We start from the raw sequence: 13,660 nt of genomic DNA, 5'->3' as shown, positions 1-13,660 counted from the left end.
ATGACCCTCAGAACCACACCATTCGACGCCGCCGAATATCTTGATGATGCTGAGTCTCAAGCCGAACTGCTCGCTGATGCGTTCGAGACCGGGGACGCGACTTATATTGCGCACGCCCTCGGCATTGTCGCGCGCGCCCGCGGCATGACAAGCATAGCGAAGGACGCCGGCGTGACCCGAGAGGCACTCTACAAGGCGCTGAGCGAAAAGGGCGATCCGCGCCTCAGTACATTGCTGGGCGTAACCAAGGCGCTTGGCCTGCAATTGTCCGCAAAGCCAGTTAATCCCGTTTAGGCAACCTTAGCAGGACTTACGCACTCAGCTGAAAACGGGAAGTTCCGCTTCAACTCGACTAGTCCTGCTCCGGCCCATTCCACTCGATATCGCGCGTCGACGCAGCCTGAAGGCTGATGCGCTGGCGCAGTGCTGTGCCGGCGATCTCGGCCAGCGTGCGCCACTGCGCCCGCTTCGGCGCGGGGTCGCCCGGCCAGTCGAGCAGCTCATCGGCATCGTGCATCGCCTGGCGAAAGCTGCCGAGACCACCGGAGCGCAGTGCCGCCGGCATCCCGTAGATCCACATCGCAAGCCTCACCGTCTGCGGCGCCGTCACGTCGGGCTTCACCTCGGCGCCATCCTCCAGGACCGCGTCGGCGAAGCGCCGCGGATCGCGAAAGAAGTGCAGGCCGCTCACGGCGCGCGGATTGCACTCCAGTGGCAGCACCCTGCCGTTGTTCTCGCGCATCAGGTCGAAGGAGATCTGGCCGGTCCAGCCGGCGCCGGCGACGAAGGTTTCGACGAAGCGCCGGGCAGCCGCATCCCCGACTGGCTCGAAACAGATGCCGGCGCCCATGCCGGCGCGATAGAGCGAACTGTAGAGCGCCAGCGCTTTGAGTTCACCCTCGACCGCCACCGCATAGGCGCTGATCTCTTCACCGGCGATGTAGCGCTGCGCCACCCAAGGAGCGGCGGGCGAGGGGCGGACGGCGTCGAGTTCGTCCGGCGATGGCCGCAGCAGTACGTCACGGGCAAAACGCGACCACACCGGTTTGAACACCAATTCGCGCGATTGGCCACGAACGCCGTCGAGATCGGCCTCGCTTTGCAGCAGTATCGTTTCCGGCACGTCGAGCCCAAGGCTCTGCGCCAGCCGGATGAAGGCATGCTTGTCGTGAACGCGGGCGAGCATCGCCATCTCGGGTGCGAAGAGGCGGGCCGGCATGGCGCGGTGCTGCCAGAGACGACCGAGATAAAAGACTTCCTCGCAGGTCGGGATAACGAGTTCGATGCCTTCCGCGCGGACAAGCGCTTCCACCGCCTTGGCATAGGCGTCGGCGGCAAAGCGCGGCGGCGGCAGGCGATGGTAGGCGGCGCAGGCCGTGCTCGCTGCGGCGATCGGCCGGGCCGGGCTGTCGGCCAGGATCACCCGGCGACCGGCGCCATGCAGCAGCCGCGCCAGGTGCAGCGCCACCGGCGCGCGGGCACCGGTGATCAGCACGGTGCTATTGGGCATGAGCCACCGGCATCGGTTGGAAAAGACGAGTCGATGCTTCTGCGGAAGGCTTCATTCGCCATAAGTGCCACATGGCTTGCGTGCCGCCAACGGACTCCACAAAGGTGGCTCCGCTGCGTCAGCCATCGCTTTTTGGCCTTCAGGGCGTTATTGGCAATCTGTCGAACACCCGGATCTCCTCAATGCGCTTTCTGTTTGTCCTGATACTGCTTGCCGGCACCGCCATTGGCTTCGTCTATCCCTGGGCCATGAGCAATTTCTCCGGCCACGAGATCGGCGCCTGGCGCGTCTACGACCAGGGACGGTTTAGGCCTGTGACGGTGACGCTGAAAGCTGGCGACGCGCCGGTCAGAGTGCTGGTCGACCTGACGGCAAAGGCCGAGCGCATTGTCTCGCAGCAGCGCACCGTGCTGACGCTGACTGCCGCCACAGCCGGGCGCACGGTGCTTGCCTCGACGCTGCAATTCAACCACGCCGACAATCCGCGCCAGGTCAGCCCGCAACTGCCCGACAAGATCTTTCGCGACGAGGCCGGCGTGATCGAAACCGTCAGTCCCGGCACCTATCTCTTCACCGCCGGCCCGGGCGACGCCGACGATATCCCGATACGCGCAGTGGATCTGATACTGCGCTCCGGCGCCGGTGAGATCGATCAACGCGCACGGCCGGTTGGCTATGGGCTGATGGCCGTCGGCCTGATCGGCTTCCTGCTTACTCTGGCTTTCGGCGGTCGCCGGCCGGAGAACCCGAACTCGAAGCCGCCACCGCCGCGTTGGGGCAGAGGCTCCTCGACATGAGCGCGGCATGAACTACCGTCACGCCTATCACGCCGGCAATTTCGCCGACGTCGTCAAGCATGTCGTGCTCAGCCTTCTGCTCGACTATCTGAAGCAGAAGGACAAGGCGTTCCGTGTCGTCGACACTCATGCCGGCATTGGCCGCTACGATCTTTCGTCGGCGGAAGCGCAAAAGACCGGCGAATGGCAAGGCGGCATCGGCCGCCTCATCCACGCCCCGATCGAAAAATCGGCGGCTGCGCTGCTTGCCCCCTATCTTGAAGCGGTGCGTTCGCTCAATCCCGATGGCGGGGTGAAGAAATATCCGGGCTCGCCATTGATCGCCAGGCACCTCATGCGAAAGCAGGACCGGTTGTCGGCGATCGAACTGCACGGCGCAGATGCCGCCAGGCTGAAGACGCTGTTTGCCGGCGATTTCCAGACAAGGGTGATCGAACTCGACGGCTGGCTGGCGCTTGGCGCGCATCTGCCGCCGAAGGAAAAGCGCGGCCTGGTTTTGATCGATCCGCCGTTCGAGGAAGTCGGCGAATTCGACCGCCTGGTCGATGGCATGCAGAAAGCGCACAGGCGCTGGCCGGGTGGCATCTACGCGCTGTGGTATCCAATCAAGGACCGCAAAGCGATCATCGCCTTCCGCAAGGCGCTCAAGCAATCCGGCGTTCCAAAACTGCTCGACATCGAGTTCGAGATCCGGCCGGCATCGCGTGAACCAAGCCTCGACGGCAGCGGCATGGTGGTGGTCAACCCGCCCTTCACGCTGGAGCGCGAACTGCGCATCGTGCTGCCGGTCCTGCACAGATTGCTGGCGGTCGAAAAGCCGGCGCACTGGTCGCTGGAATGGCTGGCCGGGGAGTAGCGACGCTTCGCAGCGGGCGACGCCCGCGGCAAAGACACAAAGTCGCTAGAAGTTTTGACGGTGGCGCCATCCGCGAATGCTCAGTTGTGTTGAACGAACCGAAACCATGGAGATGCACATCTAATCGGCTTGGCGTTGACGCTAATCCCAGAATCAGATAGATAGATATCTAATTATTAGATTTCGAATCGAAGCCAAGATCGACAAAAAAGGAACTGGTCAACGCGATAGGCTTCGCGATGTCGCGCTGGCAGGATGCCGTTGAAACGTTCGATGGGACCGTTGCCGAAATCTATGTGCTGAGCGCTGCCGAGCGCCGCTGGCGCGATCAGTCACGGCCCGCGGCCGGCAAACGTCGTAGCGAGGGAGACAAATCTCACGCCGGCGGCGGCTACGACGTTGATTGACCGGCTGGAAAAGCGCGGCTTCGTCAGCCGCCAGCCGGATCCCGGTGACAGGCGCAAGGTTATGGCAGCGGCGGGCAAGAAGACCGAGGAACTCGTCCGGCGCTGCTACCATCCGATCTTCGAGGCAGGTGCCGCATTGCTGGAGAAATACACGGTGGCCGAGATGCAGTTTTGCTCGGCTTCATCGAAGAGGTCGAAGCGATGCAGAAGGTGTAGACCGAGAGGCTGCGCGGAAAAGCAAAACCGGTGCCTTGAGAGAAGGCATCGAAGGATGGTCCGGCGCAACGCCGGTCCGGTTTCAACTGTGTACTGTCAAGGAGACCCTATGCCCCGTATGATCTTCGTCAACCTGCCCGTCGCCGACCTCGCTGCGTCGATGGCCTTCTACAAAGCTCTCGGTTTCGACAACAACCCGCACTTCACCGACGACACCGCAGCCTGCATGGTGCTGAGCGAAACCATCAACGTCATGCTGCTCACCCACGCCAAATGGCGTCAATTCACCAACCGCCCCATCCCACCCGCCAGCTCGAGCGAGGTCATGCTTGCCGTGTCCTGCGACAGCCGCGCGGCGGTCGATGCGATGAACGAGGCGGCGGCGAAAAATGGCGGCGCCGCCGACATCAACGCCCAGCAGGATTATGGCTTCATGTACAATCGCAGCCTGGCCGACCCTGACGGCCACGTCTGGGAAGCGATGTGGATGGACCCGGCCGCCATACCGAAGGGCGACGCCAAGCAAGGCTGAACCGGGTTTCAGCACCCCGCCGGCCATGGCAGGCCGCTTTTCCTAAATGGGCAAGGCGAGCTTTTTCAAAGGTCAGGACGATGGTTTCGCAGCTTCGCACCGGCAAAACCGGTTGCGGAGCGGGAAACCATCGTCAGTGCGACCGCTTGACCGCGCGCCGCCGAATCCGCAAAGTGGGCGCAGTCGACCTTTGAGAGGCTGCCATGACTCGCTTTGCCAAATCCGCTTTTGCTGCCCTGATTTCGCTTTGCACGCCGCTGGCCGCACCCTTTGGCCAGCCAGCGCAGGCCGCCGATCTTTCCGTCTATTCCGACGAGGACAGCGGCGTTTGCGGCGAGGCCTGGGTGCTAAGCAAAATCTCCAGCCGCTTCTCCTACCAGGTGCATCACGTGCCGCATCTGCCGGATGTTTCGATCACCGATTTCCAACGCATCCACCAGCATCGCTATCTCCCGGCCAGCGAAGAATGGCCGATCGGCCGCCGCTATTGCGGCGCCACCGTCAGCCTTTCCGACGGCCGCGCCCGCACCATCTGGTACTTGATCGAGGAAGGCCAGGGTTTTGCCTCGATCGGCGACAATGTCGAATTCTGCGTCTCGGGCTTCGACCGCTGGATGGTCTACAACGGCCGCTGCCGCGTCCTGCGCTAAGGTCGGATAAGAACCGCCGTTGCACCTGCCATCTCCTGCAAGGGGGAGATCTGATGTCGCTCCGGTTTCGCCAATCTCCGAACTGCTGCCGCTGCCTCACATCGCCTTCCCACCAGATACGTAAGCGCAGATCAGCTCGACCAACTGCTTCTGCAGTTCCGGCGCGTCGAGCATGTCTCGCCGCGCGGCATTGTGGATGACGCCCTCGACCGCTGAGGACAGCACCCGGGCCACGGTCTCATTGTCCTTTCTGCGCCTGCGATATTGCGCCACCGCCGCCGTGTAGTGATCGAGATAGCGCGATTGGAACGAGGCATGGGCGGCGCGTGAGCCGCGATCGCCCGGCGCCTCGTCGAGCAGCACCTGATGCAGCGTCGGATGGATGCTGTGCGCATCGATCATGCCGCGCACCAACTCCTGCGCGAATCGCTTGAGCGGCTTGTCGCCTTCTGCTGATTCGGCGATCACCGACAGCACCTGATCGAAATGTCGCCGGCGAATTGCTTCGACCAGCGACAGCTTGTCGGGAAAATATTGATAGAGCGAGCCGATGCTGACGCCGGCCGCATCGGCCACCTTGTTGGTGGTGAAGCCGGCCCAGCCGAGCGCGCTCAGAACATGAGCACCGGCTTCGATGAGCGCCTCGACCGTCGCTCTCGAACGCGCCTGGCGCGGCTGCTTGCGCATGCGTGAGCGCGGCTTTGCAATGCGAGTAGACATGTCTGCTCCAGCAGCCAAGAATATAGATAACATACTCACATTTTTTGCAAAGGATATAGACCATGGACGCGCTGGATTTGCTCCGCAGCCTCTTCGTTTATCAAGCCTGGGCGAACGGTGAATTGCTGGAGAAGCTTGCGGGCCTCGACCAGCAGGAGCATATCGATCAGCGCCACACGGCGACCCGTCTCATCAACCACAACCTTGTCGTATCGAAGATATTCGCCGCGCATCTTTCCGGCACGCGTCATGGCTATGCGTCCAACAACACCGAGGACACACCGGCACTCGATGAATTGAGCGCTGATGTCGCTGCGATGGATCGTTGGTATCTCGACTATATCGAAGCCGTCTCGCCAAAGCTCATGTCAGAGCCTGTGGCTTTCACCTTCACCGACGGCGACAGGGCGATGATGTCACGCCAGGAAATGCTGACACATGTCGTCACGCATGGCGGCTATCACCGCGGCGAGATCGGGCGGATCCTGATGCAGATCGGCATTGCGCCGCCGTGGGATACGTTTGCCGTCCACCTCCACCACGCCGAGCCTTCGCGCCGGCTGCAGGTGCGCGAGCGGTTGGCGCTTAGGGGCCTGCACCCCGTGGCTTCCAAGGGATCGCGGCTTCCCGGGAGGAGGATTCCCCGATCTTCGTTTCCCATTTCCGTTAGGCATCTCTTGCGCCGAAGCTGGCGATCTCCCTTCTCGTCTGGGAAACTCCGACACAACAGGCTGTCCCTTCAAGTGCTGTCTTTCCTGGCTTCCATCCAACCACTTTCGATATACGAGTAAAAAGCTCGCGTCTAGTTTAGTGCTGTTCCTGCAACCGTTGGGATGAAGCAAGATCAGCCTCTGCTGTGCGATGATTGTTGCCATCCGATAGGCCGCCGATGACCGCGTGAGACCGACGGCGTTGCAAGAGAATGTGAGCTTGACGAGAAGATCGTGTGAGTCGCGATATCAGAGATTTCTCTCGCAATAGTTCGCTGCGAAGCGGGAAGATTCTTTGCCGATTTCTGTGCCGATCATTGCGATCATGCTCTCAGCGTAACCGAAACTTAATCTGCAAAATTCTATGTAATGCTTCGCTGGCTAGATACGCACGAGTCAGATATGCATTAGCTCGCCGGGTCACTCACGGCCATCGGCACAAACGCAAGGGGCATCGCATGGCAAAGACCACGACGAAGGCGCCGGCGGCGAAAGCGCCGGCAAAGAAAGCGGCACCGAAAGCTGCCGCGAAACCTGCAGCAGTAAAGAAGGCAGCACCGAAGGCAGCGGCAAAGCCGGCCGCCAAGGCAGCGGCAAAGCCGGCAGCTAAGGCAGTAGCAAAACCCGCCGCCAAGGCAGCAGCGAAACCCGCCGCCAAGAAGCCGGCCGCCAAGGCTGTGGCGAAGCCTGCTGCGAAGGCAGCAGCCAAGCCCGCCGCCAAGAAGCCGGCAGCCAAGGCAGCGGCAAAACCCGCCGCCAAGGCTCCGATGAAGGCCGCCGCCGCCAAGTCGACGGCAGCTGTGAAGAAGGCTGCACCGGCCAAAAAGCCAGCCGCCAAGAAGAAGTAACAGCGGACCATCTCAAAGCTCCCGGGAACTTTGCCGACTGGCAGATTCCCGGGAGCTTTTTTGTTGTGATTTAGGTCTTGTTTTGATGCATGTCGTTCTCTCGAAATTGACGCCACTTCTGTGAGACATGCATTGGCGATTTCATTGTCGGCGGATTGGCCGCCTGGTTTTGCCCTTCTGGCAGTTGCTCCCTCAGGGAAGATCGGCCAACACTAAGGCGGTCGCATCCGATGGGGTTCAGGCGACGCGCTCTAGACCTTTGTTTTACGCGCGTCGTTCTCAAGACCGGAGCCGCATTGTTGAGCGACATGCACTGGCCGTCCGAAAACAGGGAACCGATCATGCCGAAGCTGCTCTACGCGTCCTCATCCCCCTACAGTTCCAAGGTGCGCATGGCAGCACTCCATGCCGGCATTGCCGTCGAGCTGGTGCCGGTCAAGACCGAGGACAAGCCTGCTGAACTGATGTCAGCCAATCCCCTCGGCAAGATTCCGGTGCTGGTGCTCGACGACGGCCGCTCGATCCACGACAGCCGCGCGATCACTCAGCATCTCAACCGCGCTTCCAAGAGCCTGTTGTTGCCGCGCAATGCCGACAAGCGCCTCAAGGCCGAAGTGCTGGAGGCGCTGGCCGACGGCATATGCGACTGCGCGCTGTCGATGGTCTATGAGCGGCGCACGCGTCCGGAGGAGATGGTCTATCAACCCTGGCTCGATCGCCAGTGGACCAAGATCACCGCCGCACTCGATTTCCTCAACGCCAATCCGCCGAAGCTGCCGAAGAAGATCACGCTTGGCCAGCTGGCGTTGCGTGCCTGCCTCGGCTACCTCTCTCTGCGCTTCGCCGGCAAATGGGAAAAGGGCCGCGGCCGCCTGACCCGCTGGGCAGCGCGTTTCGATGAGAAGTTTCCGGGGCTGAAGGTGGCTGTGCCGGCCTGACGGGCGAAACAAAAAAAGCCGGGCGCGAGGCCCGGCCTTCTTGTGTCGTGGCTTGAACGACAGTTAGAACTTCATACCGACGCCGAAGGTGACGCGGTTGTCGCTCTCTTTGACCTTGGTGCCGACACTGTCGAAGCTCTTGGAACCGAAGTCGGTGTAGCGGTACTCGACACGGCCGAACACATTGTCGGTGATCTTGATGTCGGTGCCGACGCCGGCCGTCCAGCCGAGCATGGTGTTGCTGTCGCTGTCGCCGGGGACCGAGACCTTCTGGTTCTTCAGGGCGCCGCCGCCGGTGCCGTAGAGCAGGATTTCCGGGGTCACGGCGTAACCCAGACGGGCGCGCAGCGAGCCTTCGAAGCCGCCCTTGGAATTGACGCCGCCGCTGTCACCCTTGACGCCATTGTAGCCGAGATCGGCTTCAGCACCGTACACGAAGTTTTCCTGCTGCCACTGGTAGCCGCCGAAAACGCCGCCGACAAAGCCCTTGGTCTTGATGTCGGGGCCGCCGTCCTGGACTTTGGCATGACCGCTGAAGCCGTAGCCGGCGCTGAGACCGGCATACGGGCCGGCCCAGGAAGCGACGGGGAGCTCGGCGATCGGGGCCGGCGCCGGGGGCTCTTCCGAGACGACATCGGCAGCAAAAGCGGTACCGCTGAGGGCGAAGAGCCCGAGCGCAACCGCGAGCGGCGCGAATTTGAGATTGGTTTGCATTGTTGTTTACTCCTTAAGCCACAAGACACGTAGGCCTGTTTGTCCTGAGCGCCATCAACCCGTCCGGGGGGTGAAACGGATCTGGCACTCAACGGTTCCGAATGTCGTGTCAAAATGCGGCGGCAGCGAACCTGAAAATGGGTCATTCCCCGGCACGAATGAGGCCGAAGCTTGACGTTGCATCTTCGCAACAGCGAAATGTCAGTACGCAGGCGATGCTGCACTGCACTCGGCTTGGTGCAACGGGTTCAGCGTCCTATATTGCGGTCCTGCCGACCCGAATCCGGGGCGGTGCCGGCGGCGAAAAAGCCGTTTCGCCACATTCCTGCCCCAGGTGGAAACGGCATTTAACCCCTGGACGCGTCACAATGTGCCGCCAGCCGAATTGAGGCGCAGATTGAGGATTGACAGATGATCGAAGCCGCCGGAACGGCGCTGGTGACGGGCGGGGGGAAGCGGATCGGCAAGGCGATCGTCGAGGATCTGGCCGCGCACGGTTTTGCCGTCGCCATCCACGCCAACCGCTCGACCGCCGAGGCCGACGCGCTGGCTGCGAACATCAGGGACGGAGGCGGCCGCGCCGGCGTGGTAGCCGCCGATCTGACCGACATGGATGCGGTTGGCGATCTCGTCGGCCGCGCCGCGGCAGCGCTCGGCCCGGTCACGCTTCTTGTCAACAATGCGTCGCTGTTCGTCGACGATAGCGTCGAGGACTTCGACTGGGCGGCATGGGACCTTCACTTCGCCATCCATGTGAAGACGCCGGCGCTGTTGGCGCAAAACTTCGCCCGCGCCTTGCCGCCAGGGCAGGAGGGGCTGATCGTCAACATCATCGACCAGCGCGTCTGGCGGCCGACGCCGCGCTATTTCTCTTATGCGCTGTCGAAGTCGGCCTTGTGGACGCAGACCGAAATGCTGGCACAGGCGCTCGGTCCGCGCATCCGCGTCAACGCCATCGGTCCCGGTCCGACGCTGAAGAATACGCGCCAGGAAGATCATGATTTCCAGAAGCAGGTCGATGGCCTGATTCTGGAGCGCGGCCCGCAATTGGCCGAATTCGGCGCCACCATCCGCTATCTCTGGGATGCGCGCTCGGTGACCGGCCAGATGATCGCGCTTGACGGCGGCCAGCATCTTGCATGGCAGACGCCGGATGTGACAGGCATGGTGGAATGAGTCCCGCAGACCAGAAACACAAGACGCGCGCCGGCGCCGCCGACGATATGCCGCCCGAGATCAACCTTCAGGATGAAGCGGTCGAGGAGATCGTCGAGCCCGAGGCCACCGGGCCCGATGTCGCCTTCACAGCGATAGACTGGGCGCCGCATGCCGGCGACGCCGACGGCATGGTCGGCGCCGAGGTCATCCAGACATTGGTCAAGCGGCTGCCCAATGCGCCCGGCGTCTACCGCATGATGAACGCTGCCGGCGACGTGCTTTATGTCGGCAAGGCGCGCAGCCTGAAGAAGCGGGTGACCAACTACGCGCAAGGCCGGTTCCACACCGCCCGCATCGGCCGCATGGTGCGCGAGACATCGACGATGGAGTTCGTCGTCACCCGCACCGAAATCGAAGCGCTGCTGCTCGAGGCCAATCTCATCAAGCGTTTGCGGCCGCGTTTCAATGTGCTGATGCGGGACGACAAGTCGTTCCCTTACATCCTGTTGACCGGCGATCACGTCTCGCCCGGCATCTACAAGCATCGCGGTGCGCGCTCGCGCAAGGGCGACTATTTCGGACCTTTTGCGTCGGCCGGCGCGGTCGGGCGCACCATCAATTCGCTGCAGCGCGCGTTCCTGCTCAGGAGCTGCACCAACTCCTTTTACGAAAACCGCACCCGGCCGTGCCTGCTCTACCAGATCAAGCGCTGTGCCGGTCCCTGCACCGGCGAAATCTCGCATGGCGACTATGCCGAGCTGGTCAGCGAGGCGAAGGATTTTCTGTCCGGCCGCAGCCAGAAGGTGAAGACCGAAATCTCTGCCGCCATGCAGCAGGCCTCGCAGGAGCTCGATTTCGAGCGCGCCGCCATTTATCGCGACCGGTTGGCTGCACTGTCCCATGTGCAGAGCCATCAGGGCATCAACCCGGCCACGGTCGACGAGGCCGATGTCTTTGCCATCCATCAGGAGGGCGGCCAGGTCTGTATCCAGGTGTTTTTCTTCCGCACCGGCCAGAACTGGGGCAACCGCGCCTATTTCCCCAAGGCCGATCCGGCACTGGAGGGGGCGGAAGTGCTGGGCTCGTTCCTGGCGCAGTTCTATGACGACAAGCCGACGCCACGGAACATCCTTCTGTCGCGAGGCGTCCAGGATCAGGAACTGTTGGCCGAAGCGCTGTCCACCCGCGCCGGCCGTAAAGTGTCGATCTCGGTGCCGCAGCGCGGCGAGAAGAAGGATTTGACCGACAACGCGCTGCAGAATGCCCGCGAGGCGCTCGGCCGCCGCCTGGCCGAAACCTCCACGCAAGGCCGGCTGCTCGCCGGCTTTGCCGAGACCTTCGGCCTGCCGAAGCCGCCGGTGCGCATCGAGGTCTACGACAATTCGCACATTATGGGCACCAACGCCGTTGGGGCCATGGTCGTCGCGGGGCCGGAAGGGTTTGTGAAGAACCAGTACCGCAAATTCAACATCCGCTCGACCGAGATCACGCCCGGTGACGATTTCGGCATGATGCGCGAGGTGATGGAACGGCGCTTTTCGCGGCTGCTGAAGGAACATGGCGATGTCGTTCCCGACGACGCGGCAGCCGGTGGAGCAGGCGACGATATCGAAGAAGACATCTCCGGCAGCTTCCCGGCCTGGCCCGACGTCATCCTGATCGATGGCGGCCAGGGCCAGATGAGCGCGGTGCGCAAGATCCTCGCCGACCTCGGCATCGAGGATCGCGTGGCGGCCATCGGCATCGCCAAGGGCCAGGACCGCGATGCCGGCCGCGAGCGTTTCTTCGTCAGAGGCAGGGACTCGTTTTCGCTGCCCGTCCGCGATCCCGTGCTCTATTTCGTCCAGCGGCTGCGCGACGAGGTGCATCGCTTCGCCATCGGTTCGCACCGCGCGCGGCGCAAGAAGGAATTGGTCAAGAGCCCGCTCGACGAGATCGCCGGCATCGGTCCCGGCCGCAAGCGCGCGCTGCTGCTGGCCTTCGGCACTGCGAAGGCGGTCAGCCGCGCGGCAGTCGAGGATCTGGTCAAGGTCGACGGTATTTCAGAGCAGGTCGCCAAGCTCGTCTACAATCATTTCCATGAGAGCTGAGCGCCGGTGACGCCGCTGTCCCGATCAAATGGCAGCAGCCGTTCTTTTCTCGCAGGCCACTCGAATCCCGGCAATCGCGCGCTATTTTCGTCTGGCCAATCGAATCTCGCCTGTTGACCCCCTACATCCGGTTCTGATTTGAGTACGCAGGCAGAAAGAGTCCCTGAGATATGGCCAAGCGCGCGTTCAACCTGCCTAACATGCTTACCTATGCCCGCATCGTCGCGGTGCCGCTGGTGGTGCTGTGCTTTTTTCTCGAGGGGCATCTGAAATCGAGCGACTTCGCCCGCTGGTCGGCGTTGATCATCTTCCTGCTGGCTTCGATCACCGACTATCTCGACGGCTATCTGGCGCGCGCCTGGCAGCAGACGTCCAACATCGGCAAGATGCTGGATCCGATCGCCGATAAACTGCTGGTCGCCACCTGCCTGCTGCTGCTCGCCGCCGACACCGACCGCCATGCCGGCATCGCAGGCTGGTCGTTGTGGGCGGCAATCATCATCCTGTGCCGCGAAATCCTGGTTTCGGGGCTGCGCGAATATTTGGCGGCATTGAAAGTCTCGGTGCCGGTGACGCAGCTCGCCAAATGGAAGACCGCCATCCAGATGGTCGCCATCGCCTTCCTGCTGGCTGGGCCTGCCGGCGACAAGATCTTCCCGCTGACCACGCAGACCGGACTGGTGCTGCTGTGGATCGCAGCCCTCGTCACGCTCTACACCGGCTACGACTATTTCCGCGCCGGCCTCAAGCACATCATGGACGAGTGAGATGATCACCCGGCTCATTTATTTCGCCTGGGTGCGCGAACGGATCGGCAAGCCGGAAGAGGATGTCGAACTGCCCGCCGGTATCGAGACGGTGGCCGACCTCCTGCGCTGGCTGAAATCGCGTGGCGAGGAATATGAGCACGCGCTGCAATATCCTGATGTGATCCGCGTCGCCATCAACCAGGAACATGTCGAGCATCGCGAGAAGATAGCCGGCGCGCGCGAGATCGCGCTGTTTCCGCCGATGACCGGGGGCTGACACCATGTCCGGCGCGCCGACGGTGCGCATCCAGCGCGACGATTTCGACGTTGCCGCCGAGATCGCGAAACTGACCGAGGGTCGCGCCGACATCGGCGCCGTGGTGTCCTTCTCAGGACTTTGCCGCGACGAGCAGGGCCAGCTGTCGGCCCTGGAACTCGAGCACTATCCCGGCATGGCCGAGGCCGAAATCACCCGCATCGCCCGCGAGGCACTTCAGCGCTGGCCGCTGCAAGGGCTGACCGTCATCCATCGCCACGGCAAGATCGCACCGGGCGAAAACATCGTGCTGGTGGTGGCGGCGTCCTCGCACCGGCAGGCGGCGTTCGAAGCGGCCAATTTCCTGATGGATTTCCTGAAATCGCGTGCACCCTTCTGGAAGAAGGAGCACCGCGTGGACGGCACCGATGGCGGCTGGGTCGAGGCCAAGGACGCCGACGACCAGGCTGCGGCGCGCTGGAAGGCGCGGCCCGAATAAATCTCGGCAG

General features: G+C 62.6%; 16 protein-coding genes and 1 pseudogene. 14 read left to right on the top strand and 3 right to left on the bottom strand.

Going from position 1 to position 13,660, the window contains the following annotated elements:
• Window positions 1–294, top strand: coding sequence for an addiction module antidote protein (locus NKH22_RS26295; protein ID WP_023672747.1), 294 nt, complete (start codon window positions 1–3; stop codon window positions 292–294).
• A 58-nt stretch (window positions 295–352) separates the two neighbouring features.
• On the opposite strand, the gene NKH22_RS26290 is transcribed toward NKH22_RS26295, so the two are convergent.
• The gene (locus NKH22_RS26290; protein ID WP_031195188.1) at window positions 353–1,510 is read right to left on the bottom strand and encodes an ATP-grasp domain-containing protein; all 1,158 of its coding nucleotides are present in this window, start codon (window positions 1,508–1,510) and stop codon (window positions 353–355) included.
• Window positions 1,511–1,692: 182 nt separating this feature from the next.
• Here NKH22_RS26290 and NKH22_RS26285 point away from each other — a divergent pair, with 182 nt between their 5' ends.
• From NKH22_RS26285 to NKH22_RS26265, 5 genes and pseudogenes are all read left to right on the top strand, one after another.
• A complete protein-coding gene (locus NKH22_RS26285; RefSeq protein WP_023831133.1) occupies window positions 1,693–2,307 on the top strand; it encodes a hypothetical protein in 615 nt (204 codons plus the stop codon).
• A gap of 7 nt (window positions 2,308–2,314) precedes the next feature.
• Window positions 2,315–3,163 carry a 23S rRNA (adenine(2030)-N(6))-methyltransferase RlmJ gene (locus NKH22_RS26280; protein ID WP_023831132.1) on the top strand — a complete coding sequence of 283 codons (849 nt, stop codon included), beginning with the start codon at window positions 2,315–2,317 and terminating at the stop codon, window positions 3,161–3,163.
• Window positions 3,164–3,469: 306 nt separating this feature from the next.
• Window positions 3,470–3,580, top strand: a pseudogene (locus tag NKH22_RS26275) (MarR family transcriptional regulator); the annotation flags it as partial.
• A 315-nt stretch (window positions 3,581–3,895) separates the two neighbouring features.
• Window positions 3,896–4,318, top strand: a complete 423-nt coding sequence (locus tag NKH22_RS26270) for a VOC family protein (RefSeq protein WP_352760433.1) — start codon at window positions 3,896–3,898, stop codon at window positions 4,316–4,318.
• Between the two features lie 203 nt (window positions 4,319–4,521).
• Window positions 4,522–4,968, top strand: coding sequence for a hypothetical protein (locus tag NKH22_RS26265; protein ID WP_352760430.1), 447 nt, complete (start codon window positions 4,522–4,524; stop codon window positions 4,966–4,968).
• 96 nt (window positions 4,969–5,064) lie between these two features.
• Here NKH22_RS26265 and NKH22_RS26260 read toward each other — a convergent pair whose 3' ends face one another.
• The gene (locus NKH22_RS26260; RefSeq protein ID WP_031193538.1) at window positions 5,065–5,688 is read right to left on the bottom strand and encodes a TetR family transcriptional regulator; all 624 of its coding nucleotides are present in this window, start codon (window positions 5,686–5,688) and stop codon (window positions 5,065–5,067) included.
• 62 nt (window positions 5,689–5,750) lie between these two features.
• Here NKH22_RS26260 and NKH22_RS26255 point away from each other — a divergent pair, with 62 nt between their 5' ends.
• The 3 genes from NKH22_RS26255 to NKH22_RS26245 all read left to right on the top strand — a co-directional run bounded on the left by NKH22_RS26255 (window position 5,751) and on the right by NKH22_RS26245 (window position 8,184).
• Window positions 5,751–6,479 (top strand): DinB family protein, encoded by a 729-nt coding sequence (locus NKH22_RS26255; RefSeq protein ID WP_352911637.1) that lies wholly within the window; start codon window positions 5,751–5,753, stop codon window positions 6,477–6,479.
• A gap of 377 nt (window positions 6,480–6,856) precedes the next feature.
• Window positions 6,857–7,246: a hypothetical protein gene (locus NKH22_RS26250; protein WP_023673454.1), complete on the top strand. Its 390-nt coding sequence runs from the start codon at window positions 6,857–6,859 to the stop codon at window positions 7,244–7,246.
• 341 nt (window positions 7,247–7,587) lie between these two features.
• Window positions 7,588–8,184, top strand: a complete 597-nt coding sequence (locus NKH22_RS26245; RefSeq protein ID WP_023705339.1) for a glutathione S-transferase family protein — start codon at window positions 7,588–7,590, stop codon at window positions 8,182–8,184.
• A gap of 63 nt (window positions 8,185–8,247) precedes the next feature.
• Here the strand turns inward: NKH22_RS26245 and NKH22_RS26240 are convergent, their stop codons facing one another.
• On the bottom strand, window positions 8,248–8,898 hold the full coding sequence (locus NKH22_RS26240) for an outer membrane protein (RefSeq protein ID WP_023673452.1): 651 nt from the start codon (window positions 8,896–8,898) through the stop codon (window positions 8,248–8,250).
• A 411-nt stretch (window positions 8,899–9,309) separates the two neighbouring features.
• On the opposite strand from NKH22_RS26240, the gene NKH22_RS26235 reads away from it, so the two are divergent.
• The 5 genes from NKH22_RS26235 to NKH22_RS26215 all read left to right on the top strand — a co-directional run bounded on the left by NKH22_RS26235 (window position 9,310) and on the right by NKH22_RS26215 (window position 13,650).
• Window positions 9,310–10,074, top strand: a complete 765-nt coding sequence (locus NKH22_RS26235; RefSeq protein ID WP_027048823.1) for an SDR family oxidoreductase — start codon at window positions 9,310–9,312, stop codon at window positions 10,072–10,074.
• The gene (gene uvrC, locus NKH22_RS26230; RefSeq protein ID WP_352911634.1) at window positions 10,071–12,146 is read left to right on the top strand and encodes an excinuclease ABC subunit UvrC; all 2,076 of its coding nucleotides are present in this window, start codon (window positions 10,071–10,073) and stop codon (window positions 12,144–12,146) included. Before NKH22_RS26235 ends, uvrC begins: the two co-directional genes overlap by 4 nt.
• A 170-nt stretch (window positions 12,147–12,316) precedes the next feature.
• Complete coding sequence (gene pgsA, locus NKH22_RS26225) at window positions 12,317–12,913, top strand: CDP-diacylglycerol--glycerol-3-phosphate 3-phosphatidyltransferase (RefSeq protein WP_023673449.1); 597 nt, start codon at window positions 12,317–12,319, stop codon at window positions 12,911–12,913.
• Window position 12,914: 1 nt separating this feature from the next.
• On the top strand, window positions 12,915–13,172 hold the full coding sequence (gene moaD / locus NKH22_RS26220; RefSeq protein ID WP_023673448.1) for a molybdopterin converting factor subunit 1: 258 nt from the start codon (window positions 12,915–12,917) through the stop codon (window positions 13,170–13,172).
• Window positions 13,173–13,176: 4 nt separating this feature from the next.
• Entirely contained in the window at window positions 13,177–13,650 is a 474-nt protein-coding gene (locus NKH22_RS26215; RefSeq protein WP_023733882.1) for a molybdenum cofactor biosynthesis protein MoaE, read from the top strand.
• Window positions 13,651–13,660 lie beyond the last annotated feature (10 nt).

Source organism: Mesorhizobium sp. M1252, assembly GCF_040318265.1.
In the GTDB taxonomy this organism is placed as follows: Bacteria; Pseudomonadota; Alphaproteobacteria; order Rhizobiales; family Rhizobiaceae; genus Mesorhizobium.
Note: the sequence above shows the minus strand (reverse complement) of the source record. Positions and strands in the feature narration are given on the sequence as shown.

Coding starts and splice junctions, on each gene's coding strand:
- NKH22_RS26295 (WP_023672747.1), top strand. CDS start 1: ATGACCCTCAGAACCACACCATTCGACGCCGCCGAATATCTTGATGAT.
- NKH22_RS26290 (WP_031195188.1), bottom strand. CDS start 1,510: ATGCCCAATAGCACCGTGCTGATCACCGGTGCCCGCGCGCCGGTGGCG.
- NKH22_RS26285 (WP_023831133.1), top strand. CDS start 1,693: ATGCGCTTTCTGTTTGTCCTGATACTGCTTGCCGGCACCGCCATTGGC.
- NKH22_RS26280 (WP_023831132.1), top strand. CDS start 2,315: ATGAACTACCGTCACGCCTATCACGCCGGCAATTTCGCCGACGTCGTC.
- NKH22_RS26270 (WP_352760433.1), top strand. CDS start 3,896: ATGCCCCGTATGATCTTCGTCAACCTGCCCGTCGCCGACCTCGCTGCG.
- NKH22_RS26265 (WP_352760430.1), top strand. CDS start 4,522: ATGACTCGCTTTGCCAAATCCGCTTTTGCTGCCCTGATTTCGCTTTGC.
- NKH22_RS26260 (WP_031193538.1), bottom strand. CDS start 5,688: ATGTCTACTCGCATTGCAAAGCCGCGCTCACGCATGCGCAAGCAGCCG.
- NKH22_RS26255 (WP_352911637.1), top strand. CDS start 5,751: ATGGACGCGCTGGATTTGCTCCGCAGCCTCTTCGTTTATCAAGCCTGG.
- NKH22_RS26250 (WP_023673454.1), top strand. CDS start 6,857: ATGGCAAAGACCACGACGAAGGCGCCGGCGGCGAAAGCGCCGGCAAAG.
- NKH22_RS26245 (WP_023705339.1), top strand. CDS start 7,588: ATGCCGAAGCTGCTCTACGCGTCCTCATCCCCCTACAGTTCCAAGGTG.
- NKH22_RS26240 (WP_023673452.1), bottom strand. CDS start 8,898: ATGCAAACCAATCTCAAATTCGCGCCGCTCGCGGTTGCGCTCGGGCTC.
- NKH22_RS26235 (WP_027048823.1), top strand. CDS start 9,310: ATGATCGAAGCCGCCGGAACGGCGCTGGTGACGGGCGGGGGGAAGCGG.
- uvrC (WP_352911634.1), top strand. CDS start 10,071: ATGAGTCCCGCAGACCAGAAACACAAGACGCGCGCCGGCGCCGCCGAC.
- pgsA (WP_023673449.1), top strand. CDS start 12,317: ATGGCCAAGCGCGCGTTCAACCTGCCTAACATGCTTACCTATGCCCGC.
- moaD (WP_023673448.1), top strand. CDS start 12,915: ATGATCACCCGGCTCATTTATTTCGCCTGGGTGCGCGAACGGATCGGC.
- NKH22_RS26215 (WP_023733882.1), top strand. CDS start 13,177: ATGTCCGGCGCGCCGACGGTGCGCATCCAGCGCGACGATTTCGACGTT.